The sequence below is a fragment of the Streptomyces sp. NPDC002176 genome (genome assembly GCF_044903645.1).
Taxonomy (GTDB): domain Bacteria; phylum Actinomycetota; class Actinomycetes; order Streptomycetales; family Streptomycetaceae; genus Streptomyces.
The window spans coordinates 297,195-320,638 of record NZ_JBJDQW010000002.1 but is presented as its reverse complement, the minus strand read 5'-3'; the positions used below and the strand labels follow the sequence as shown (position 1 = coordinate 320,638).

Below are 23,444 nucleotides of genomic sequence, written 5' to 3'. Positions count from 1 at the left end.
GGTCGGAGTCAGGACAGGTCGGGCAGGGCGAGGCGGCGCACCGCCGACATCGGCACCGGCAGCCACTCGGGGCGGTGCCGGGCCTCGTAGACGACCTCGTAGATCGCCTTGTCGGTCTCGTACGCGCGCAGCATCACCGGGTCGGTACGCGGGTCGCGGCCGGTGACCTCGGCGTACCCGGTGCAGTAGGCGGCCCGGCAGGCGTGGGCCCAGCCGGGCGCCGGGGTCTGCGCGGAGTGGGCCGCGTAGTCGAAGGAGCGCAGCATGCCCGCGATGTCCCGCACCGCGGGCTGCGGCATGCGCCGCTCGGCCAGCGGGCGGGACGGCTCGCCCTCGAAGTCGATCAGCGACCAGTCGTCGCCCGGTGAACGCAGGCACTGGCCGAGATGCAGATCGCCGTGCACCCGCTGCGCGGTCCAGGTCTCGCCCTCGCGGGCCAGGTCGGCCAGCGCCTCGAAGGCCGAGCGCAGCCCGGTCTTGTACGGCCGCAGCGCGGGCACCGCCTGCACGGCGGCCGTCAGCCGCTCGGTCATCCCGCCCACCAGCAGCTCCAGTTGGGCATGGCCGAGGGTGACGGTCGGCAGGGCGCGGGCGAGGGTGGTGTGCACCTCGGCGGTGGCCCGGCCCAGGGCCCGCGCCTCGCCGGTGAAGTCCTCGCCCTTGGCCAGCTCGCGCAGCGCCAGCTCCCAGCCGTCGGTCGCGCCGTTCATGAAGGGCTGCAGCACCGCGAGGACGTACGGCTCGGTGTCCAGGTCGGCACGGAGCCAGGCCACCGGCGCGGGCACCCGCTCACAGCCCTCGCGGGCCAGCGCGAGCGGCAGTTCCAGGTCGGGGTTGATCCCGGCGGTGACCCGGCGCAGCAGCTTGAGGATGAACGTATCTCCGTACACCACCGAGGAGTTGGACTGTTCGGCGGTCATCAGCCGGGCCACCAACTGGTCCCGGATCTCGTGCGCCGGGTCCCGCTCGAAGCGCAGCGCGCCGACGCGGGCGCCGGTGCGCAGGGCCTCCAGCAGCACTTCGGCGGGCCGGGGGTCGTACAGGGCGTCGTAGACCGTGCGCCCGTCGAGCGGGCCGTCCACGACATGGCCGATCAGCGCGGGCGCCAGCCGGGGTGGCAGCGCCTCGCGCACGCCTATCAGCAACTGGTAGCAGTCACCGGGCTGCGGGGGCGCGCCCGGTGCCGGTGGCTGGTGGACGCGCAGGAGCAAGTGGTAGAGGCCCAACCTCCCATCGGGAGGCAGGAGTTCGGTGGCGGCCACCAGGTCGAAACCGGTGACCGCGCGCCCCTTCCCGGCGAACCAGCGCTGCCGGGGCAGCCATTCGCGCAACAGGGGATCGAGCGATTCGAGCAGCTCGGCTGTGGTACCTGACGTGCTGGAGGGGGTGACCGTTTCCGCCATGGGCGTCACGTCCTTTCCCCGGGTCGTCGGGGTGTTACTGAACGGTGCCCCGAGCGGGGCGGCGGAAACCGGCAGCCGCCCCACCCGGCCGGACTACACCGCGTCCTGGCGCAACCGGAACCAGTAGAAGCCGTGCCCCGCCAGCGTCAGCAGATACGGCAGCTCGCCGACGGCCGGGAAGCGCACCCCGCCGAACAGCTCCACCGGATGCCGCCCGGTGAACTGGCGCAGATCCAGCTCGGTGGGCTGCGCGAACCGCGAGAAGTTGTGCACGCAGACCACGAGGTCGTCCTCGTACTCCCGCAGGAACGCGAGCACCGCCGGGTTGGACGAGACCAGCTCGGTGTAGGAGCCCAGCCCGAAGGCGGAGTTCTGCTTGCGGATCTCGATCATGCGGCGGGTCCAGTGCAGGAGGCTGGACGGCGACGACATGGAGGCTTCGACGTTGGTGACCTGGAAGCCGTGGACCGGGTCCATGATCGTGGGCAGGAACAGGCGCCCGGGGTCGCAGGAGGAGAAGCCCGCGTTGCGGTCCGGGGTCCACTGCATCGGCGTACGCACGGCGTCGCGGTCGCCGAGCCAGATGTTGTCGCCCATGCCGATCTCGTCGCCGTAGTACAGGATCGGCGAGCCCGGCAGGGAGAGCAGGAGAGCGGTGAACAGCTCGATCTGGTTGCGGTCGTTGTCGAGGAGGGGGGCGAGACGCCTGCGGATGCCGATGTTGGCGCGCATACGCGGGTCTTTCGCGTACTCGGCCCACATGTAGTCGCGTTCCTCGTCGGTGACCATTTCGAGGGTCAGCTCGTCGTGGTTGCGCAGGAAGATGCCCCACTGGCAATTCGTGGGGATCGCCGGGGTCTTGGCGAGGATTTCCGAGACCGGGTAGCGGGATTCCCGGCGTACGGCCATGAAGATGCGCGGCATGACCGGGAAGTGGAACGCCATGTGGCATTCGTCGCCGCCGGTCGAGTAGTCGCCGAAGTAGTCGACCACGTCCTCGGGCCACTGATTGGCCTCCGCCAGCACGACCTTGTCGGCGTACTGCTCGTCGACCTCCTTGCGGACCCGCTTCAGGAAGTCATGGGTCTCGGGGAGGTTCTCGCAGTTGGTGCCCTCGCGCTGGTACAGATACGGCACGGCGTCCAGTCGGAACCCGTCGATGCCGAGATCCAGCCAGAACTTCAGCGCGGAGATCATCTCCTCCTGCACGGCCGGGTTCTCGTAGTTCAGGTCCGGCTGGTGCGAGAAGAAGCGGTGCCAGTAGTACTGCTTGCGTACCGGGTCGTACGTCCAGTTCGACGCCTCGGTGTCGACGAAGATGATCCGCGCGTCCTGGTACTGCTTGTCGTCGTCGGCCCAGACGTAGTAGTCGCCGTACGGGCCGTCGGGGTTGTTGCGGGACTCCTGGAACCACGGGTGCTGATCGCTGGTGTGGTTCATGACGAAGTCGATGATGACGCGCATGCCCCGCTGGTGCGTGGCGTCCACGAACTCCACGAAGTCCGCGAGGTCCCCGAACTCGGGGAGTACGGCCGTGTAGTCGGAGACGTCGTAACCGCCGTCGCGCAGCGGCGACTTGAAGAACGGCGGGAGCCAGAGGCAGTCCACGCCGAGCCATTGCAGATAGTCGAGTTTGGCGGTCAGACCCTTGAGGTCACCGACGCCGTCGCCGTTGCTGTCCTGGAAGGAGCGGACCAGGACCTCGTAGAAGACGGCACGTTTGAACCATTCCGGGTCCCGGTCCTTGGCCGGTGTGTCCTCGAAGGTGTCGGGAACGGGCTCGTTGACGATCATATGGCGGGTGACCCTCCGATCCGCGGGTTGGACGGTCGCAGCACCGAGAACACATGCGCGGGTCGACGACCCGGTTCGAGTCGCACATAGTTGGCCCTGCCCCAGTCAAAGGACTCGCCGGTGAGCAGGTCGCGCACCGGCACCGACTCGTGCCAGTCGAGGCCGAGTTGCGGCATGTCCAACGAGACCGTGGCCTCCTGGGTGTGGTGCGGGTCGAGGTTGGCGACCACCAGAACCGTGTTCGAACCACTGCGCTTGGAGTACGCGATCACCGCGTCCTGGTCCGTGTGATGGAAGTGGATGTCCCTCAGCTGGTGCAGGGCCGGGTGCTCCCGGCGGATGTCGTTGAGGCGGGTGACGAGCGGGGCGATGGTGCGTCCCTCACGCGCCGCCGCCTCCCAGTCCCTTGGCTTGAGCTGGTACTTCTCCGAGTCCCAGTACTCCTCGCTGTCCGCCTTCAGCGGCTGGTTCTCGCAGAGTTCGAAGCCGCTATAGATGCCCCACGTGGGGGAGAGGGTGGCGGCGAGCACGGCCCTGACCTCGAAGGCGGGGCGGCCGCCCTGCTGGAGGTAGGCGTGCAGGATGTCGGGGGTGTTGGCGAAGAAGTTGGGCCGCATGTAGGCGGCCGCGTCCCCCGAGAGTTCGGTGAGGTACTCGGTCAACTCCTGTTTGGTGTTACGCCAGGTGAAGTAGGTGTACGACTGCTGGAAGCCGACCTGGGCGAGGGTGTGCATCATCGCGGGACGGGTGAACGCCTCCGCCAGGAAGATGACGTCGGGGTCGGCGCTGTTGATCTCCCCGATCACCCGCTCCCAGAACACCACGGGCTTGGTGTGCGGGTTGTCGACGCGGAAGATCCGTACCCCGTGCTCCATCCAGTGCCGCAGCACCCGCACGGTCTCCGTCACCAGGCCGTCCATGTCCGCGTCGAAGGCGACCGGGTAGATGTCCTGGTACTTCTTCGGCGGGTTCTCCGCGTACGCGATCGTGCCGTCGGCACGGTGGTGGAACCAGTCCGGGTGCTTCTCCACCCAGGGGTGGTCCGGCGAGCACTGCAGGGCGAAGTCGAGCGCCACCTCCATCCCCAACTCCCGTGCGCGAGACACGAAGTGGTCGAAGTCCTCGAGCGTGCCGAGGTCGGGGTGGACGGCGTCGTGACCGCCCTCCGGCGAGCCGATCGCCCACGGCACACCGACATCGTCCGGGGTCGCGGTCAGGGTGTTGTTGCGGCCCTTGCGATGGGTCGTTCCGATGGGGTGGATCGGCGGGAGGTAGACCACGTCGAAGCCCATCTCCGCGATGGCCTCCAACCGCTTCGCCGCTGTCCGGAACGTGCCGTGCGGTTCGTCCAGGGTCCCTTCCGAGCGGGGGAAGAACTCGTACCAGGAGCCGTACAGGGCGCGTTCGCGCTCCACCACCAGGGGCAGCGGGTCGGAGGCCGTGACCAGTTCCCGCAGGGGATGGCGGGCCAGGATCTCCGCGACCTCCGGGGCGAGGGCCGAGGCCAGTCGCCAGGCGGCCGGGCGGTCCTCGTCGCGCAGGGCCGCGACCGCGTCCCGCAGCACGTCCCGGTGCTCGGCCGGGACCCCGGCGGCCGCACGCTCGTAAAGCCGCGCGCCCTCCTCCAGTACGGACGCGGTGTCGATGCCCGCCGGGATCTTGATCTCGGCGTTGTGCCGCCAGGTGGCGACCGGGTCGGACCACGCCTCGACCGAGTAGGTCCAGCGGCCGGGCCGGTCCGCGCTGACGGTGGCGCCCCAGCGGTCGGTGCCGGGGGCGAGTTCGCGCATCGGGGTGAACGGGCCGGGACGGCCGTCCGGATCGCGCAGCACGACATCGGCGGCCACGGCGTCGTGCCCCTCGCGGAACACGGTGGCCGACACCTCGAAGACCTCGCCGGGCACCGCCTTCGCGGGCCTGCGTCCGCCCTGGACCACGGGCCGCACGTCCAGGACCGGGATGCGGCCCATGACGGGCTGTCCTCTGGGGGTCTCGGTCGCGGCGGTCCGGGCGGCGTCCGGCGGGGCCGCCTGACGGGCCGGCCGGCCGGGTTTTCTGCCGGTCGCCTTGCCGGGCGTCGCCGGTGCTGACGAGTGGTGCGTGGCGGGCATGACCGCTCCTGTCCGCGTCGACTTGGGTAGGGGCCGGGTGTGCGGGCGACGGTTCCTGCTGCGGTGCTGTGGTGCCTGGTGCGTCGTACCGGGGGAGCCTTCCCACCCGGTTCGGGTGGGCAATCCGGCACTTTGTTAACTACTCGCGCGTACGTCCCCGTACAAGACCGGCCCCGTCTCCCGGATTCCCGCCCGGCGTGCCTTGACTCCCTCCGGTACGGCGGGGTTCGGCCAATTCCCGGCGCTTGGGCACCGGGCGCCCCTCGGCGGCGCTCTGTTCCCGTGCGTACCAGATGTGCCGTGTTCGGGGCGCTTCACCCGGATGCGTCCCCGGTGACGCCCCGGTAACCACTACCGTCGACAATGACGACGAGACGTACAGCGCCGTGCGTCTCACCCCGCGAACGCGTCCCGAGGTGGAATGTGAAGGCGATCCGTCGGTTCACCGTCCGTCCCGTTCTCCCCGAACCCCTCCTGCCGCTCAGCGACCTGGCGCGCAACCTCCGCTGGTCCTGGCACGCGGAGACGCGCGACCTGTTCCAGTCCGTGGACCCCGAGCACTGGGCCGCCGCCGAGGGCGACCCGGTGCGGCTGCTGGGCCGGGTGAGCCCCGCGCGGCTCGCCGAGCTGGCGCAGGACCGGCGCTTCCTGCGTCGGCTGAGCGCGGTCGCCGACGACCGGGACGACTATGTGAGCGGCGACCGCTGGTACCAGCAGCAGGGCGACGGGCTGCCCGCCGCCGTCGCCTACTTCTCGCCCGAGTTCGGCATCACCGCGGCCCTGCCCCAGTACTCCGGCGGCCTCGGCATCCTCGCCGGTGACCACCTCAAGGCCGCCAGCGACCTGGGCGCCCCGCTCATCGGCGTCGGACTGCTCTACCGGCACGGCTACTTCCGCCAGTCCCTCTCCCGCGACGGCTGGCAGCAGGAGCACTACCCCGTCCTCGACCCCAACGAGCTGCCCCTCACCCAGCTCAAGGAGGACGACGGCACCCCCGCCCGGGTCTCCCTCGCGCTGCCCGGCGGCCGCGCCCTGCACGCCCGGATCTGGGTCGCACAGGTGGGCCGGGTCCCGCTGCTGCTGCTCGACTCCGACGTGGAGGAGAACGACCCCGCCGAACGCGGCGTCACCGACCGGCTCTACGGCGGCGGCAGCGAACACCGGCTGCTCCAGGAGATGCTGCTCGGCATAGGAGGTGTCCGCGCGGTGCGCACCTACTGCCGCCTCACCGGGCACGCCGAGCCGGAGGTGTTCCACACCAACGAGGGGCACGCCGGGTTCCTCGGCCTGGAGCGGATCGCCGAACTGGGCTCGCACGGACTCGACTTCGACGCGGCGCTGGAGACCGTACGGTCCGGGACGGTGTTCACCACCCACACCCCCGTGCCCGCCGGGATCGACCGCTTCGACCGGGAGCTGGTCGCCCGGCACTTCGGGCCCGACGCCGAACTGCCGGGCCTCGACCCGCGCCGGGTGCTGGCCCTGGGCACCGAGACCTACCCCGGCGGCGAGCCGGGCCTGTTCAACATGGCCGTGATGGGGCTGCGCCTCGCCCAGCGGGCCAACGGGGTGTCCCTGCTGCACGGGCAGGTCAGCCGGGAGATGTTCGCCGGGCTCTGGCCGGGGTTCGACGCCGAGGAGGTGCCGATCACCTCGGTCACCAACGGCGTGCACGCCCCCACCTGGGTCGCCCCCGAGGTGCTGCGGCTCGGCTCCCGCCAGCTCGGCGTGCAGCGGGCCGAGGACGCGCTGACCGTCGGCGGCTCCGAGCGCTGGGACGCGGTCGCGGAGATCCCGGACCAGGAGATCTGGGAGCTGCGCCGCACCCTGCGCGAACAGCTCGTGCTGGAGGTACGGTCCCGGCTGCGCGCCTCCTGGCGGCAGCGCGGGGCGGCCGACGCCGAGCTGGGCTGGATCGACGGGGTGCTCGACCCGGACGTGCTCACCATCGGCTTCGCCCGGCGGGTGCCCTCGTACAAGCGGCTCACCCTGATGCTGCGGGACAAGGCGCGGCTGACCGAGCTGCTGCTGCATCCGCAGCGGCCGGTGCAGATCGTGGTCGCGGGCAAGGCGCACCCGGCGGACGACGGCGGCAAGAAGCTCGTCCAGGAGCTGGTGCGGTTCGCGGACGACCCGCGGGTGCGGCACCGGATCGTGTTCCTGCCCGACTACGGCATGGGGATGGCGCAGAAGCTCTACCCCGGCTGCGACATCTGGCTGAACAACCCGCTGCGCCCGCTGGAGGCGTGCGGCACCTCCGGGATGAAGGCCGCGCTCAACGGCTGTCTCAACCTCTCGGTGCTGGACGGCTGGTGGGACGAATGGTTCCAGCCCGACTTCGGCTGGGCCATCCCCACGGCGGACGGCGCGGCCACCGACATCGAGCGCCGGGACGACATCGAGGCCGCCGCGCTGTACGAACTCCTCGAAGGCCGGGTCACCCCGCGCTTCTACGAGCGCGGCCGGGCCGCCCTGCCCGACCGGTGGATCGAGATGGTCCGCCAGACCCTCACCCTGCTCGGCCCGAAGGTGCTCGCCGGGCGCATGGTCCGCGAGTACGTCGAGCGGCTCTACGCCCCGGCCGCCCAGGCCCACCGCGCGCTCGCCCCGGACACCGCGCGCGAACTGGCCGCGTGGAAGGCGCGGGTGCGGGGGGCGTGGTCCGGGGTGAGCGTCGACCACGTGGAGACCACCGCGCCGACCGCCACGGCGGAGCTGGGCTCCAGTGTCGGGCTCCGGGTGCGGGTGGGGCTCGGCGAGCTGACGCCGGACGACGTGGAGGTGCAGGTGGTGTCCGGCCGGGTCGACTCCGGCGACCGCATCACCGACGCCAGCACGGTCCCGCTGAAGCCGGTCGGCAACCCCGACCTGGAGGGCCGCTGGCTCTACGAGGGCCCCCTGTTCCTCGACCGCACCGGCCCCTTCGGCTACACCGTCCGCATCCTCCCCACCCACCGCCTCCTCGCCTCCACGGCGGAGACGGGCCTGGTGACGGCACCGCCGCAGGACGCGGTGGAAGCGGCGGGCGTACTGCTGCGCTGAGTGTTCTGCCGTCGGAGGGTGGGCCGTATCGTTCACCCTCCGACGACAGAGAAGGACCCTTCGCCCAGATGTTCGGCTACTGGTTCGCGGCCCTGCGCCGCAGCGCCCCCGCGGCACTCGTCGTGACGCTTCTCGTGAGCGTCCTCATGGTGGGCGTCCTGATCGCGGAGGACCCCTCCGGCTGGGCGGCGGCGCTGCTCCAGGCCGTGGGGGCCGGGGTGGGCTGGGGTGTGGTCTTCGCCTGCGTGACGGCCACGTCGAACACCTTCCACGCGGCCCGTAACACCGCGCGCCTCGGGCTGCCCCTCGACGCCCGGGCCGCGTCCGTGCCGTCCGTCCGGCGGTTCACGCTGCCTGTCCCGCCCGGCACCACCGCCTACCAGCTGACGGACGCGGTGCTGCACGCCCTCAAGCAGGTGCCCCAGCCCCGTGCCGGTGAGGTCACCGAGTTCACCCACGGCAGGCTCGCGCTCACCTACGGGCCGCTGGGCGGCGTCGGCGTGACACTGGGCGTCGCCCTCACGACGGACGGCGGCAGCGCGTCCGTGGAGCTGGTGGCCCGGCCCGTCGGCAGGCGGAGAAAGCTGGACGGCGGGGCGTCCTGGGCCGTCCTCACCGCCACCGAGCCGGTGGTGCGGCAGGCGCTGCTGGAGGAGGCCGTGGCCTGACTAGCCCTCGTCCTCCCCGGCGCAGAGCTGCTTCAGGGTGGCTCCGCATCTGCGGGCGTAGGCGTGCTGGAGGGCTCGGGCGACCGGGCCCGCGGTGCGGGTGTACCACTTGGCGGGGCGGCTGTAGGCGGCGACGGTGAGCCAGACGGTGCCGTCGCCGGTGCGGTCGACGACGAAGGCTTCCTCGCCGTGCTCGGGGTGGCCGGGGAGGGTGCCGTAGGCCCAGCCCGCGCGGCGGGGCTCGTCGGCGGTCCAGACGACCCGGCAGGGGGCCTTGATCAGGTTGCCGAGATTGACCGTGACCTCGGTGCCGGGGGTCGCGCGCTCGGCGTCGGTCTCCATGCCGACCCCCATCGCGCGGTGCAACTCCCAGGTCAGGAGCGCCTCCGTGGCCCGGTGGAAGACCGCGGGGCCCTCGCCGATCCGGGTGCGGGAGAAGAGGTGGTGATAGCCGGGCGGGCAGACGGCGAGATCGTCGCGGGTCGCGCCGACCGGCTCGTAGGTGAAGGGCGCCGAGGACATGGTCACCAGACTAGGGCGCCCCCCGGAAGATCACCTTCCCAGGGGGCGCCTAGTCTCAACTACTGGACCGCTAGCTGACGTTGACCGCCGACCAGGCCGCCGCCACCGCGTTGTACTCGGCGCTGCCGGAGCCGTAGAGCGCGGAGGCCGCGTTCAGGGTGCCGGTGCGGGCCGCCTTGTAGTTGGTCGTCGACGTGAAGTACGTCGTGAGCGCCTTGTACCAGATCTGGAGCGCCTTGGCGCGCCCGATGCCGGTGACCGTGGAGCCGTTGGAGGTCGGGGAGTTGTACGAGACCCCGTTGATCGTCTTCGCGCCGCTGCCCTCGGACAGCAGGTAGAAGAAGTGGTTGGCGACGCCGGACGAGTAGTGCACGTCCTTGTTGCCGACCGAGGAGGACCAGTAGTCGGCCGAGCCGCCGTCCTTGCTCGGCTTGTCCATGTAGCGCAGCGGGGTGCCGTCGCCGTTGATGTCGATCTTCTCGCCGATGAGGTAGTCACCGGGGTCCGAGGCGTTGTTGGCGTAGAACTCCACGCCGGTGCCGAAGATGTCCGAGGTGGCCTCGTTCAGGCCGCCGGACTCGCCCGAGTAGTTCAGGCCCGCGGTGTTGGAGGTGACACCGTGGCTCATCTCGTGGCCCGCGACGTCCAGCGAGGTCAGCGGGTCGACGTTGCCGGAACCGTCGCCGTAGGTCATGCAGAAGCAGGAGTCGTCCCAGAACGCGTTCACGTAGGCGTTGCCGTAGTGGACGCGGGAGTAGGCGCCGACGCCGTTGTTCTTGATGCCGCTGCGGCCGAACGTGTTCTTGTAGAAGTCCCAGGTCTCCGCCGCGCCGTAGGCGGCGTCGGCGGCCGCGGTCTGGTCGGAGGAGGAGCTGGAGGCGGTGCCGGTACCGAAGACGTTGGTGGTGCTGGACACCAGAGTGCCCGTGCCGGACGTCTTGCGGGCCAGGTTGTAGGTCTTGTGGTTGCCCCGGGCGCTGTCGGTGAGCTGGTACGTCGAGCCCGACTGCACGGAGTTGAGGGTGACCGTGCCGGAGTACAGCGTCTTGCCGGTCGCGTTCTCGATGCCCTGGTACTCGAAGAGCTTCTTGCCGGTGGCGGCGTCGGTGATGACGTGCAGCTGGTTCGGGGTGCCGTCGTCCTGGAGGCCGCCGACGATGGTCTCGTAGGCGAGGACGGGCTTGCCGGAGCCCGCCCAGATGACCTTGCGGGCGCCGTCCGCCTCGGTCTTGGCCGAGCCGAGCGTCTTCGCGGCGCCGACGGCCTGCTGCTCCGCCTTGGCCGGGGTGACCTGCGCCTTCAGCGAGGCCACCTTGATGGCCGTACCGGTGGCCTTGGTGACGCCCTCGGCCTTGCCGGACTTGGCGGTGTGCACCACGAGGTCGCCGCCGAGGACCGGAAGGCCCGCGTAGGTGCGCTCGTAGCGGGTGTGGACGGTGCCGTCGACGTCCTTGACGACGTCTCTGACCACCAGCTTCTCCTTGGCGCCGAGACCTATGCGCTGGGCGGTCTCCGGGGCGTCGGACTGGGCCTGCTGGATCAGCGTGGTGCGTGCCGACGCCGACAGCAGCGTCGGGGCGCCGGCCAGGGTCTTGTTCTCGGCGTTCGCGCTGGAGGACAGGCCCGTGGTGAGGAGGGCACCGGCGGCGACGGCGGTGGCGATGGCGAGGGTGGTGCGCTTGTGACGCGCGTAGAGGGGGCTCACAGTAGCTCCTTGACGTGGGGGCGTCCGGTCAGCGTGGGGTCACTGGCCGGGTGGTGCGTACTGAAGTCGCTGTGCAGCTGCGGCGGGTGGGGAGAGCGTGGCACCAGGGACGCGTACATGTCATGACCCTGCGGTGATGTTGGCTGAAACATGGCGTCTTGATGTTGTTGCAGGCGTGTGAACGGGGGCCGTCCGGAGGGGTGTTCACGCTCCGGACGGCACCCGTTCACCGGCCGCGAGGGGCGGCGGAGGGGTGGTCTAGGGGAAGGTGACCTTCCAGGAGTTGAGGGTGCCCTTGTCCTGCGCCGCCTGGTCCTGCACCTTCAATTTCCAGGTTCCGTTGGCGGGTTCGGCCGCTGCATTGACGGTGTAGGTCTCGTCCACGTCGTCCCCGGAGTCCGAGGAGCTGAAGTTCTTCAGCCGGTACGAGGTGCCCGAGGGCCCGACCAGATCGATCACCAGGTCACCCCGCCAGGTGTGGGTGATGTTCACGGCCACGCGCAAGTTGCTTGGCGCGTTTCCGCTCCTCCCGGAGACCGTGATGTCCGAGGTGACGGCGGGACCGTTGTCCGGGATCGTCACCGGAGTGGTGGATTCGTACGAGGTGCCGGTGTCGCCGCCGGGCCGGGTGCCGACCCCGACGCCCGCCCAGGCGTCCTGCACCGCCGCGTACTCCGCGCTCGTGGTGCCGTACAGCTCCCCGGCCGCGGCCAGGGTGCCGGTGCGGGCGCCCGAGTAGTTGGTGGTGGACGTCCACTTGGTGGTGAGCGCCCGGTACCAGATCTGGAGGGCCTTGTCCCGGCCGATGCCGGTGACGGGGAGGCCGTCGGCGGTGGGGGAGTCGTAGGAGACCCCGTCGATCACCTTGGCGCCGCTGCCCTCGCTCAGCAGATAGAAGAAGTGGTTCGCCGGGCCGGACGAGTAGTGCACGTCCACCCCGCCGATACCGGAGTACCAACTGTCCTTGGACGCGCCGTCCTTGCTCGGCTTGTCCATGTAGCGCAGCGGGGTGCCGTCGCCGTTGATGTCGATCTTCTCGCCGATGAGGTAGTCACCGGGGTCGGAGCTGTTGGCGGCGTAGAACTCCACTCCGGTGCCGAAGATGTCGGAGGTCGCCTCGTTCAACCCGCCCGACTCGCCGGAGTAGTTGAGCCCGGCCGTGTTGGCGGTGACGCCGTGACTCATCTCGTGCCCGGCGACGTCCACGGCGGTCAGCGGGTCGGCGTTGCCCGAGCCGTCGCCGTAGGTCATGCAGAAGCAGGAGTCGCTCCAGAAGGCGTTCACATACGAATTCCCGTAGTGCACACGGGAGTACGCGCCGACCCCGTTGTTCTTGATGCCGCTGCGGCCGAACGTGTTCTTGTAGAAGTCCCAGGTGACCGCAGCCCCGTAGTGCGCGTCGGCGCCCGCCGTCGCCGGGTCGGAGATGGTGCCGTTGCCCCAGGTGTCGGTTCCTTGCGAGAACAGGGTGCCGGTGCCGGAGGTGCCCCGGTTGAGGTTGTACGTCTTGTGCCCGCCGCGGTCCCCGTCGGTCAGGTTGAACGTGGAGCCCGACTGGGTGGTGGTCAGCGGGACCTGGCCGCTGTACTGGGTGTTGCCGACGCCGGTGCGGATGCCCTGGTACTCGTAGAGCTTCTTGCCGGTGGTGGCGTCGGTGACGATGTGCAGTTCGTTCGGGGTGCCGTCGTCCTGGAGGCCGCCGACCACCGTCTCCCAGGCGAGGACGGGCTTGCCGGTGGCGGCCCAGATCACCTGGCGCACACTGTCGGCGGCCGACTTGGTGCCGCCGAGCGTCTTCGCCCGCGCCACCGCCTGCCGCTCCGCCGTCGCCTTCGGCACGGCCGGGGTGAGGCCGGTGACCTTCAGCGTGGCGCCGGACGCCTTCAGCACGCGCTTGGTCGCGCCGGAGGGCGCGGTGTCCACGATCAGGTCCCCGCCGAGCACGGGCAGGCCCGCGTAGGTGCGCTCGTAGCGGGTGTGCAGGGTGCCGTCGCCGTCCTTGACGACATCGCGGGCGACCAGCTTCTCCTGGGCGCCGAGCCCGATCGAGCGGGCGGTGTCCGCCCGCCCGGCGTCGGCGTCGCGGATCAGCCCGGAGCGCTGGGCGGGGGTGAGGCGTACGGAGCTGTGCGCGGGGTCGGCCTTGCCCGGCAGGGGCTTCGCCGGGGCGGCGGTCGCCGCGCCGGACTGGACGGCGGCGGCGATGAGCGCCGCCACTCCGGCCAGGGCGACGGTGGCGGTACGGCGGCGCGGGGAGACGCGTCTGCGGGAGGGGCTGCTGCTGGGGCTGCTGCTCAACACTGACTCCTTCTGCGTGGCCGCCGGTCGCGCGGCCGAGGGAGACCGGACGGTGGGTTGGGGCGTCCGGGGCAGAACAGGGCGGTGCGGGGCGCGCGTCAGGGCGCGGGTGGCGCGGGACGCGTGAGCGCTGTGCGGTCGCTGTGAGTCGGTCGTGGGAAGAGTGACAGGGGAGCGGGGGGCCTGTCAGGAGTGCGTCGGGAAGTTGGCCGGAAGGTGCGCCTCCCGTGCCAACTCCCCTTTATTGCAAGCGTGTTGAACAGATGTGTCGACGACTCTCAGGCCGTGCCGCCGTCCCCGTGCCAGGTGCGCCACAGGGCCGCGTACGCGCCGTCCGCCGCCACCAGTTCGTCGTGCGTGCCCAGCTCGGTGACGAGACCGTCCTCCATCACCGCGACCCGGTCCGCGTCGTGCGCGGTGTGCAGCCGGTGCGCGATGGCGATCACCGTGCGGCCCGCGAGCACCGCGGCCAGACCGCGTTCCGTGTGCCGGGCGGTGGCCGGGTCGAGCAGGGCGGTCGCCTCGTCCAGGATCAGGGTGTGCGGGTCGGCCAGCACCACCCGGGCCAGCGCGAGCTGCTGCGCCTGGGACCCGTCGGTGACCTGGCCGCCCTGGCCGAGCCCGGTGTCCAGCCCCGCGGGCAGCTCCCGCACCCAGCCGTCGGCGCCGACCGCCGCCAGCGCCCGCCACAACTCCTCGTCCGTGGCGCCGGGTTCGGCGATCAGCAGGTTGTCCCGCACCGAGCCCAGGAACACATGGTGCTCCTGGGTGACCAGCACCACCTGGCGGCGCAACCGGGCGGGCTCCAGCTCCGCGACCGGGACCCCGCCCACCGTGACCGTGCCCGAGGCAGGCGCGTCGATCCCGGCCAGCAGCCTGCTCAGCGTGGTCTTGCCCGCACCGGACGCCCCCACCACGGCCAGCCGCTCACCGGGCCGCACCGTCAGATCCACCCCGCGCAGCACCTCACCGCCCCGCTCGTACGCGTACCGCACCCCGCGCACCTCGATGCGGTCGTCCGCCGGAGTCCGCGCGCTGTCCACCGGGGCGCCCGGCGCCTCGGCGATGCCCTCCACCCGGGCGAACGAGGCTCCACTGGACTGGAGTTGCTCCAGCCGCAGCAGCACCATGTCCAGCGGGTCGGTGAACTGCCGCATGTACAGCGCCCCGGCCACCACCGCGCCCAGACCGATCAGCCCGCGCCCGTGCAGCCAGCCCCCGACCAGCAGCACCCCGGCCACCGGGATCGTGTACGAGATCTCGACCCAGGGGAAGAACACCGTCCGCAGCCCCAGCGTGCGATAGCGGGTGCGGCGGGACTTCTCCAGCGCCTCCCGGCTCGCCGCCGTACGCGCCGCCTCCAGCCGGAACGCCTCCACGGTCCGCGCGCCCCCCGCCGTGGCCGCCACGATCTCCGCCACCGCCGACGTCGCCGCGCCCTCCGCCAGATAGGCGTCCCGCGCCCGCCGCAGGTACCAGCGCACCGCCAGCCACACCGGGGTCAGCCCGAGCAGCCCGAACAGGCCCAGCCACGGGCTGAGGACGAACACCGCGCCGAGCACGAACAGCGCCTGCACCGCGTACACCAGCAGCTCCGGGCCGATGTCCCTGAGCGTGGTGCCGACCATCGCCACGTCCGCCGTGCCGCGCGCCGTCAGATCGCCGGTACCGGCCCGCTCCACCGTCGACGCGGGCAGTCCCAGCAGCCGTTCGACGAAGGTCTCCCGCACCCGCGCCAGCGTCCGCTCCCCGAACCGGTGCGCCACGTACCGCGCCCAGCGGGCCAGCACCAGCTGGGCCAGCGCGCACAGCAGAATCCACAGCGCGAGCCGGTCCACCGCGCCGACCCCGCGCCCGGCGCGGACCTCGTCCACGATCCGGCCGACCAGCCAGGGACCCACGATGCCCGCACCGGCCGCCAGCGCGTTCAGCGCCAGCGCGGCCGCGAAGGCCCGCCCGTCCGCGCGCACCAGCCGGGCGGCCGCCCGCCGTACCGTGCCCCGGTCCGCGACCGGCAGCGCTCCCGTGTCCGTCGTCACCGCAGGGCCTCCCCGTCAGTCAAGTCCCGTGCCACCAGCGCCCGGTAGCCCTTCTCGCGGTCCAGCAGCAACTGGTGCGGGCCGCTCGCGGCCACCTTGCCGTCGACCAGGAACAGCACGGTGTCCGCCACGTCCAGCAGCAGCGGCGAGGTCGACGTCACCACCGTCGTACGGCCCTCCCGCGCCTCGCGCAGCCGGTGCGCGACCGCCGACTCGGTGTGCGCGTCCAGCGCCGAGGTCGGCTCCACGGCGAGCAGCACCTCCGGGTCGGCCAGCAGCGCCCGCGCCAGCCGGACCCGCTGCCGCTGGCCCCCGGACAGGCTGCGGCCCTGCCCGGACACCACCGTGTCCAGCCCGTCCGGCAGCCCCCGTACGACGTCCTCGGCGACCGCCGCCCGCACCGCCCGACGCACCGCGGCCCCGTCCGCCGGGCGCCCGGCGGACACCGTCTGAAGCAGCGGCCCGGCGAACAGGTCGGCCTCGTTGTCCGCGACCAGCACCCGCGCGCGCACCTCGGCCAGCGGCACCGCGTCCAGGCGTACGTCGCCCCACAACGCCTCGGTCGGCCCGTACCGGCCCAGGCGGTCCACCACGGCGGCGGTGTCGGCGGAGCGGGCCGCGACCAGCGCGGTCAGCCGCCCCGGCGCCACCCGGACACCGGAGGCCGGGTCGTGCAGCTCGGCCGGGTGCGCGGGGGCGGTCAGCGTGCCGTCGTCCGGTTCGGGCTCCAGCCGCAGCAGGGCCACCACCCGGCGGGCGGCCACCACCGCGCGGTTCAGGTCGTAGTTCATCTCCACGAAGAACGCCACCGGGCCGATCAGCACCGCCGCGTACCCGTACACCGACACCAGCTCGCCCACCGTGATGGCGCCCTCGGCCGCCAGCCGGGCCGCCAGCCAGGTCACCGCGGCCAGGAACAGCGTCGGCAGGCCGAGACCGAGCGCCTGCACCCAGCTCGTCACCGCGCCCACCCGGTAGCCCTGCTCCCGCAGCCGCCCCGAGTCCTTGGCGAACGCGTCCGCGAACAGCCGTTTCCCACCGAGCCCGTTGAGCACGCGCAGCCCGCCCGCGAGGTCGCCGATGCGAGCCGTCAGGATGCCCTGCCGCTCCCGGTACTCGGTCTCGGTGCCCTGGAGGCGCCGGGTCAGCGGGCCGGTGAGCAGGGCGATGACCGGCACGCCCAGCAGCACCACGGCGGCCACCGAACCGGAGATGGTGAGGAGTTGGGCGGCCACCACCGAGTAGACGACGACCGAGCCGACCCCCGGCCCCATCACGGTCAGCGCCTGCGCGAGGGTCTGCACATCGCCCACCCCGACGGTGACGACCTCACCGGCCCCCACCCGGCGCGGCAGCGCGGCACCCAGCCGGGCCGCGTGCTCCACCACCAGCTTCACCGTGCGGAAGTTGGCGTCCATCCGCACCCGCGTCATGGTGCGGTGCCGCATGATGCTCAGCCACGCGCACCCCACCCCGGCCACGAACATGGCGCCGGTCCAGGCCGCCAGCACCCCCAGCCGACCCGGCACCAGCCCGTCGTCCACCGCCCGAGACAGCAGATACGGCTGCGCCGCCATCAGCACCAGCCACGCGGAGCCGAACACCGCGCCCGCCAGCGCACGCCACGGCTGGCGCAGCGCCAGCCACCACAGATAGCGCCAGCCGCCCCGCACATCGGGTATGCCGGGACCCTCGTACGCGTCGATCATCCTGCCCCCGTTCCCACCGGCCGTCACTGAGCCAGACTGTCCCGCCACGCCTTGTGCAGCTCGGAGAACCTACCGGAACCGGCGATCAGTTGGTCCGGGCGGCCGTCCTCCACGATCCGGCCGTGCTCCATCACCAGCACCCGGTCGGCGATCTCCACCGTGGACAGCCGGTGCGCGATCACCACCGCGGTACGGCCGCGCAGCACGGTCGTCATCGCCCGCTGCACCGCCCGCTCACCGGGCACGTCCAGCGAGCTGGTCGCCTCGTCCAGGATCAGCACCGCGGGGTCGGCGAGCAACGCCCGCGCGAACGCCACCAGTTGCCGCTGCCCTGCGGAGATACGCCCACCGCGCTTGCGTACGTCGGTGTCGTAGCCGTCGGGCAGGGCGCTGATGAACTCGTGGGCGCCGATGGCCTTCGCCGCGTGCTCGATCTCCTCCCGGGTGGCCTCGGGGCGGCCGATGGCGATGTTGTCCGCGACCGTGCCGGAGAACAGGAACGCCTCCTGGGTCACCATCACCACACCGCGCCGGAGTTCGGGCAGTGACAGCTCGCGCAGATCGATCCCGTCGAGCAGGACGGCACCCTCGGTCGGGTCGTAGAAGCGGGCCAGCAGCTTGGCCAGCGTCGACTTGCCCGCGCCCGTGGAGCCGACCACCGCGACGGTCTGCCCGGCCGGGAGCGTCAGATCGAAGCGGGGCAGCACCTCGCCGCCGGTGCGGTAGGCGAACCGCACCCCGTCGAAGACGACCTCACGACCCGGGAAGTCACCCTCCCTTGAAGGGAGTTCGCGGGACACGGCGGGCTCCGGCACGGACGGGGTCTGGGCCAGCAACCCGGCGATCTTCCCCAGCGAGGCGGCCGCCGACTGGTAGGAGTTGAGGAACATGCCGAGCCGGTCGATCGGGTCGTACAGCCGCCGCAGATACAGCACCGCCGCCGCCAGCACACCGAGCGCCAGCGTGCCCGAGGCGACCCGGTAGGCGCCCCACAGCACGATCCCGGCGACGGCCGTGTTGGCCACCAGCCGGGAGCCGACCACGTACTGCGCCATCTCCAGCAGCGAGTCCCCGTTGCTGCGCTCGTGGTGCCGGTTGAGCGCGGCGAACTCGGCGTCGTTGGCGGTCTCGCGGCGGAACGCGCGCACCGGGCGGATGCCATTCATCGTCTCCACGAACTTCACGATCAGCGCCGCGATCGCCGTGGAGCGCGCGGCGAACACCCGGTGCGCGCGCCGCTGGTAGCGCCGCACCAGCAGGTACAGCGGCAGGAAGGACGCCACCGCGACCGCGCCGAGGCCCAGGTCCAGCCAGAGCAGCAGGGCGGAGATGTAGACGAAGGACAGCACCACCGTGACCAGCTCCTGGAGCCCCTCGTCGAGGAGTTCGCGCAGCGCCTCCACGTCCGTGGTGGAGCGGGAGATCAGCCGGCCGGAGGTGTAGCGCTCGTGGAAGTCCACGCTGAGCGCCTGCGCGTGCCGGAAGATCCGGCCGCGCAGGTCCAGCAGCGCGTCCTGGTTGACCCGCGCGGACGCCCGGATGAACGCGTACTGGAGCCCGCCGGAGGCCAGCGCGCACAGCGCGTACCCCGCCGCCACCGCGAGCAGCGGCCCGTGGTCGTGCCCGCGCACGGCCGGTACGGCGGTGTCGATGGCGTACGCCACCAGCAGCGGCCCGGTCTGCGCCGCCGCCTGCTGGAGCAGCAGCAGGAGCACGGTGAGCGCGACGCGGGCCCGGCGCGGGGCGAGCAGCGAGCGCAGCAGGGCGGCGGTGGCGCCGGGCGGGGTGGGCAGCACGTCCCGGTCGAAGGGGTCGCCGGAGGCCGGTGGGAGATTCGGGTCGGGTAGGTCGTCGTCCGTGGTGGGGGCGGCGGACGTCGTGGTGGTCATCGGGGTTCCTCGGGTTCCTCGCGGGGGCCGCCGGACATGAGATGGGCGTACTCGGCGTTGGTGCGCAGCAGTTCGTGGTGGGTGCCCACCGCCGTGATCCGGCCGTCGGAGAGCAGGGCGACCCGGTCGGCCAGCAGCACCGTGGAGGGGCGGTGGGCCACGATCAGCGCGGTGGTGTCGGCCAGCACCCGGCGCAGCGCCGCCTCCACGGCCGCCTCGGTGTGCACGTCGAGCGCGGACAGCGGGTCGTCCAGGACCAGGAACTCCGGCTGTCCGGCCACCGCGCGGGCCAGCGCGAGCCGCTGCCGCTGGCCGCCGGAGAGGCTGAGGCCCTGCTCGCCGACCCGGGTGTCCGGGCCCTCGGGCAGCGTGTGCGCGAAGTCGGCGTGGGCCACGGCGAGGGCCCGGTCCAGCTCCTCCCGGCCCGCGCCCTCGCCGGCGCCCATGAGGACGTTCTCCGCCACGGTGGTGGAGAACAGGGTGGGCTCCTCGAAGGCGACGGCGACCCGGGCGCGCAGTTCCTCGCGGGGGAGTGCGGTGATGTCGACGCCGTCGAGGGTGATGCGGCCCGTGGTCGCGTCGTGCAGCCGGGGGACCAGCGAGGTCAGGGTGGTCTTGCCGCTGCCGGTCGCGCCGACCAGCGCCATCGACTCGCCGGGGCGGATGTGCAGGTCGACCCCGTCCAGTACGGGCTTGCCGCCGGGGGCCGCGTCGGCGTGGCGGAAACCCACGCCCTCGAAGCGCAGGCCGCGTTCGCCCGGCGCGGGGGCGTCCGTACCGGGTGCGTCGGCATGGCCCTCCGGGTGCTCGTCGAGCACCTCGAAGTACCGCTCGGTGGCCGTCGCCGCCTCCTGGCACATCGCGAGCAGGAAGCCGATGGACTCCACCGGCCAGCGCAGCGCCAGCGCCGTGCTGAGGAACGCGACCAGTGTGCCCGCCGACAGCGAGCCGTCCGCCACCCGCAGCACGCCCAGCACCAGCGCGGCCCCGATCGCCACCTCGGGCAGGGTCACGATGACCGCCCAGATGACCGCCAGCAGCCGCGCCTTGCCGATCTCGGTGTCCCGCAGCATCATCGCCGTACGCCGGAACGCCCGCGCCTGGCTGCGGTGGCGCCCGAAGCCCTTGACGACCCGGATGCCGAGCACGCTCTCCTCGACCAGCGTGGTCAGGTCGCCGACCTGGTCCTGCGCCTGCCGGGCCGCGTGCGCGTACCGCTGCTCCACGACCACGCAGACCCACAGCAGCGGCACGGCGGGCCCGAGCACGACCAGGCCCAGCACCCAGTCCTGCACCAGCATGATCCCGATGCCCGCGAGGATCGTCACCCCGTTGACCAGCAGGAAGGTCAGCGGGAAGGCGAGGAACATCCGCACCAGCATCAGATCGCCGGTGCCCCGCGACAGCAACTGGCCCGAGGGCCAGCGGTCGTGGAACGCCATCGGGAGCCGCTGGAGCCGCCGGTAGAGGTCGGCACGCATGCCCGCCTCCACGCCCGCCAGCGGACGGGCCACCAGCCAGCGCCGTATGCCGAACAGCAGCGCCTCCGCCACCCCGATCAGCAGCAGGTACAGCGCGCCCCGCCACACCCCGGCCGGGTCGCGCGCGGCCACCGGGCCGTCGACCATCCACTTCAGGACGAGCGGGATCACCAGACCGAGACAGGAGGCGACGACCGCGACGGTGGCGGCCGCGAACCAGCGTGCGCGCACCGACCGTACATAGGGCCACAGCCGCAGCAGGGTGCGGGCGGCGGAGCGGCGCCGGGCGGGGGGAGAGTTGGTGGACACCGGCGTCAGCGTACGGACCGGCCCCCGCCCCGCCCACCGGATTTTCCGGCCCTCCGCTGCGCCCCGCACACCCCCGCGGACTCAGACCACCCGCAGCAGCAGCACCGTCCGCCCGGGCACCGTGACCTCGGTGCCCGCGTCGAGGACCCGGCCCGGCGCCCGGTGCTGGTCCTCGCCCGAGGTGTCCACCACCACCTCGTAGCCCGTCGCCCAGGGTGCCCCCGGAAGGGTGAAGCCGGTCGGCTCGTGACCGGCGTGCAGTACCGCGAGGAAGCTGTCGTCCACCACCGGCGTGCCCCGCTCGTCCCGCCCCGGAATGTCCCGGCCCGACAGATACATGCCAAGCGTGGCGGCGGGCGCGTACCAGTCGCGCTCGGTCATCTCCGCGCCCCGGGCGGTGAACCAGGCCAGGTCCCTCAGGCCGTCCGCCGAGTGTGCGCGGCCGGAGAAGAAGGCGCGGCGGCGCAGCACCGGGTGCGCGTGGCGCAGCGCGATCAGTCGGCAGGACAGGTCGAACAGGGGCCGCCAGTCCGGGTCGTCCAGCAGCGACCAGTCCAGCCAGCTCAGTTCGCCGTCCTGGCAGTAGGCGTTGTTGTTGCCGCCCTGGGTGCGGCCCAGCTCGTCGCCCGCGACCAGCATCGGCACCCCGGTGGAGAGCAGCAGCGTGGTCAGCAGGTTCCGCAACTGCCGCCTGCGCAGGGCCCGTACGTCCGTGTCGTCCGTCTCGCCCTCGGCGCCGCAGTTCCAGGAGCGGTTGTCGTCGGTGCCGTCCCGGTTGTCCTCGCCGTTCGCCTCGTTGTGCTTGCCGTGGTACGAGACCAGGTCGCGCAGGGTGAACCCGTCGTGCGCGGTGACGAAGTTGACCGAGGCGTACGGGCGGCGGCCGCCCCAGGCGTACAGGTCGCTGGAGCCGGACAGCCGGTAGCCCATCTCGCGGACGTCGGGCAGCGCGTGCCGCCAGAAGTCGCGCACGGTGTCGCGGTAGCGGTCGTTCCACTCCGTCCACAGCGGCGGGAAGGCGCCCACCTGGTAGCCGCCCGAGCCGATGTCCCAGGGCTCGGCGATCAGCTTCACCCGGCGCAGCACCGGGTCCTGGGCGATGACCGCCAGGAACGGCGACAGCATGTCGACGTCGTGCATCGAGCGGGCCAGCGCCGCCGCCAGGTCGAAGCGGAAGCCGTCCACGCCCATCTCGGTCACCCAGTAACGCAGCGAGTCGGTGATCAGCCGGAGTACTTGGGGCTGCACCACGTGCAGGGTGTTGCCGCAGCCGGTGTAGTCGGCGTACCGGCGGGCGTCGGGCTGGAGGCGGTAGTAGCCCCGGTTGTCGATGCCCTTCAGGGAGAGGGTGGGGCCGAGTTCGCCCGCCTCGGCGGTGTGGTTGTAGACCACGTCGAGGATCACCTCGATGCCCGCCGCGTGCAGGGCGCGCACCATCCGCTTGAACTCGCCGACCTGCTGGCCGGTGGTGCCGGAGGCCGCGTAGGCCGCGTGCGGGGCGAAGTAGCCGACGGAGTTGTAGCCCCAGTAGTTCTTCAGGCCCCGGCGCAGCAGATGGTCCTCGTGCGCGAACTGGTGGACCGGCAGCAGCTCCACCGCCGTCACGCCCAGCCGCACCAGGTGCTCGATCGCCGCCGGGTGCGCGAGACCGGCGTAGGTGCCGCGCAGCTCCTCCGGGATGCCGGGGTGCAGCTTGGTGAAGCCCTTGACGTGCAGCTCGTAGATGACCGAGTCCGCCCACGGCGTCTTCGGGCGGCGGTCGTCGGACCAGTCGTCGTCATCGTGCACCACCACCCCCTTGGGCACGAAGGGCGCCGAGTCCCGCTCGTCCCGCACGGTGTCCGCGTAACCCTGCTCGGGCCAGTCCCGCACATGGCCGTACACCTCCGGCGGCAGCGCGAACTCCCCGTCCACCGCGCGGGCGTACGGGTCCAGCAGCAGCTTCGCCGGGTTCCAGCGGGCGCCGGTCCACGGGTCCCAGCGGCCCTCCACCCGGTAGCCGTAGCGGCGGCCGGGCAGCACACCGGGCACGAAGCCGTGCCAGATCTCGTGCGTCAGCTCGGTCAGCCGGACCTGGGTCTCCCGGCCCCGCTCGTCGAACAGGCACAGCCGCACCGCCTCCGCGCCCCCCGCCCACAGCGCGAAGTTGGTGCCCGCCACCCCGTCCGGGCCGGTACGGAACCGGGCCCCCAGCGGGGTCGGCGTCCCCGGCCACACGGGCGGCGCGGCGCGCCGGGCACCGCGCACCGGAGAAGTGGCGGTCCCGCTCTGGACGGGCGGTTCCCCGGCCCGTGCCCGCTGCTCGGCTGCGCTCGTCACCAGTCGGCCCCTCTTTCAGTGGCTCGGCCTTCCGGGGCACGGCCGCCCGCGCCGAAGGGCCGACCGCACCCCGGGGGTCCGCGGACCCCGGGCACGCTCGGCCGACCGGTACGGCAGCGCCCCGACGGCTCCGGCGCGGGCGCGGCGGCTCCCCT

General features: G+C 72.3%; 13 protein-coding genes. 2 read left to right on the top strand and 11 right to left on the bottom strand.

Annotated features, from left to right (window positions below; translation table 11 throughout):
• Nucleotides 1-8: 8 nt before the first annotated feature.
• The 3 genes from ACI2LY_RS09655 to ACI2LY_RS09645 form a co-directional block, all read right to left on the bottom strand.
• Nucleotides 9-1,403, bottom strand: coding sequence for a maltokinase (locus tag ACI2LY_RS09655; protein ID WP_404706707.1), 1,395 nt, complete (start codon nucleotides 1,401-1,403; stop codon nucleotides 9-11).
• Between the two features lie 93 nt (nucleotides 1,404-1,496).
• Nucleotides 1,497-3,197 carry a maltose alpha-D-glucosyltransferase gene (treS, locus tag ACI2LY_RS09650; protein ID WP_404706706.1) on the bottom strand — a complete coding sequence of 567 codons (1,701 nt, stop codon included), beginning with the start codon at nucleotides 3,195-3,197 and terminating at the stop codon, nucleotides 1,497-1,499.
• Nucleotides 3,194-5,308 (bottom strand): alpha-1,4-glucan--maltose-1-phosphate maltosyltransferase, encoded by a 2,115-nt coding sequence (locus ACI2LY_RS09645; protein ID WP_404706705.1) that lies wholly within the window; start codon nucleotides 5,306-5,308, stop codon nucleotides 3,194-3,196. The genes treS and ACI2LY_RS09645 overlap by 4 nt, the downstream gene beginning before the upstream one ends.
• Before the next feature lie 423 nt (nucleotides 5,309-5,731).
• Here ACI2LY_RS09645 and ACI2LY_RS09640 point away from each other — a divergent pair, with 423 nt between their 5' ends.
• Nucleotides 5,732-8,350 (top strand): glycosyltransferase family 1 protein, encoded by a 2,619-nt coding sequence (locus tag ACI2LY_RS09640; protein WP_404706704.1) that lies wholly within the window; start codon nucleotides 5,732-5,734, stop codon nucleotides 8,348-8,350.
• Between the two features lie 68 nt (nucleotides 8,351-8,418).
• Nucleotides 8,419-9,018: a hypothetical protein gene (locus tag ACI2LY_RS09635; protein WP_404706703.1), complete on the top strand. Its 600-nt coding sequence runs from the start codon at nucleotides 8,419-8,421 to the stop codon at nucleotides 9,016-9,018.
• Here ACI2LY_RS09635 and ACI2LY_RS09630 read toward each other — a convergent pair whose 3' ends face one another.
• The 8 genes from ACI2LY_RS09630 to glgX all read right to left on the bottom strand — a co-directional run bounded on the left by ACI2LY_RS09630 (nucleotide 9,019) and on the right by glgX (nucleotide 23,289).
• On the bottom strand, nucleotides 9,019-9,540 hold the full coding sequence (locus ACI2LY_RS09630) for a DUF1990 family protein (RefSeq protein ID WP_404706702.1): 522 nt from the start codon (nucleotides 9,538-9,540) through the stop codon (nucleotides 9,019-9,021).
• Nucleotides 9,541-9,610: 70 nt separating this feature from the next.
• Entirely contained in the window at nucleotides 9,611-11,245 is a 1,635-nt protein-coding gene (locus tag ACI2LY_RS09625; RefSeq protein WP_404706701.1) for a M4 family metallopeptidase, read from the bottom strand.
• A gap of 258 nt (nucleotides 11,246-11,503) precedes the next feature.
• Nucleotides 11,504-13,543 (bottom strand): M4 family metallopeptidase, encoded by a 2,040-nt coding sequence (locus tag ACI2LY_RS09620; RefSeq protein WP_404706700.1) that lies wholly within the window; start codon nucleotides 13,541-13,543, stop codon nucleotides 11,504-11,506.
• Nucleotides 13,544-13,821: 278 nt separating this feature from the next.
• Nucleotides 13,822-15,582 carry an ABC transporter ATP-binding protein gene (locus ACI2LY_RS09615; RefSeq protein WP_404706699.1) on the bottom strand — a complete coding sequence of 587 codons (1,761 nt, stop codon included), beginning with the start codon at nucleotides 15,580-15,582 and terminating at the stop codon, nucleotides 13,822-13,824.
• Complete coding sequence (locus ACI2LY_RS09610; protein ID WP_404706698.1) at nucleotides 15,579-17,291, bottom strand: ABC transporter transmembrane domain-containing protein; 1,713 nt, start codon at nucleotides 17,289-17,291, stop codon at nucleotides 15,579-15,581. Before ACI2LY_RS09610 ends, ACI2LY_RS09615 begins: the two co-directional genes overlap by 4 nt.
• 23 nt (nucleotides 17,292-17,314) lie before the next feature.
• Nucleotides 17,315-19,180, bottom strand: a complete 1,866-nt coding sequence (locus tag ACI2LY_RS09605) for an ABC transporter ATP-binding protein (protein ID WP_404706697.1) — start codon at nucleotides 19,178-19,180, stop codon at nucleotides 17,315-17,317.
• Nucleotides 19,177-20,970: an ABC transporter ATP-binding protein gene (locus ACI2LY_RS09600; RefSeq protein ID WP_404706696.1), complete on the bottom strand. Its 1,794-nt coding sequence runs from the start codon at nucleotides 20,968-20,970 to the stop codon at nucleotides 19,177-19,179. Before ACI2LY_RS09600 ends, ACI2LY_RS09605 begins: the two co-directional genes overlap by 4 nt.
• 81 nt (nucleotides 20,971-21,051) lie before the next feature.
• Nucleotides 21,052-23,289 (bottom strand): glycogen debranching protein GlgX, encoded by a 2,238-nt coding sequence (glgX, locus tag ACI2LY_RS09595; protein WP_404706695.1) that lies wholly within the window; start codon nucleotides 23,287-23,289, stop codon nucleotides 21,052-21,054.
• Between the last annotated feature and the right edge of the window lie 155 nt (nucleotides 23,290-23,444).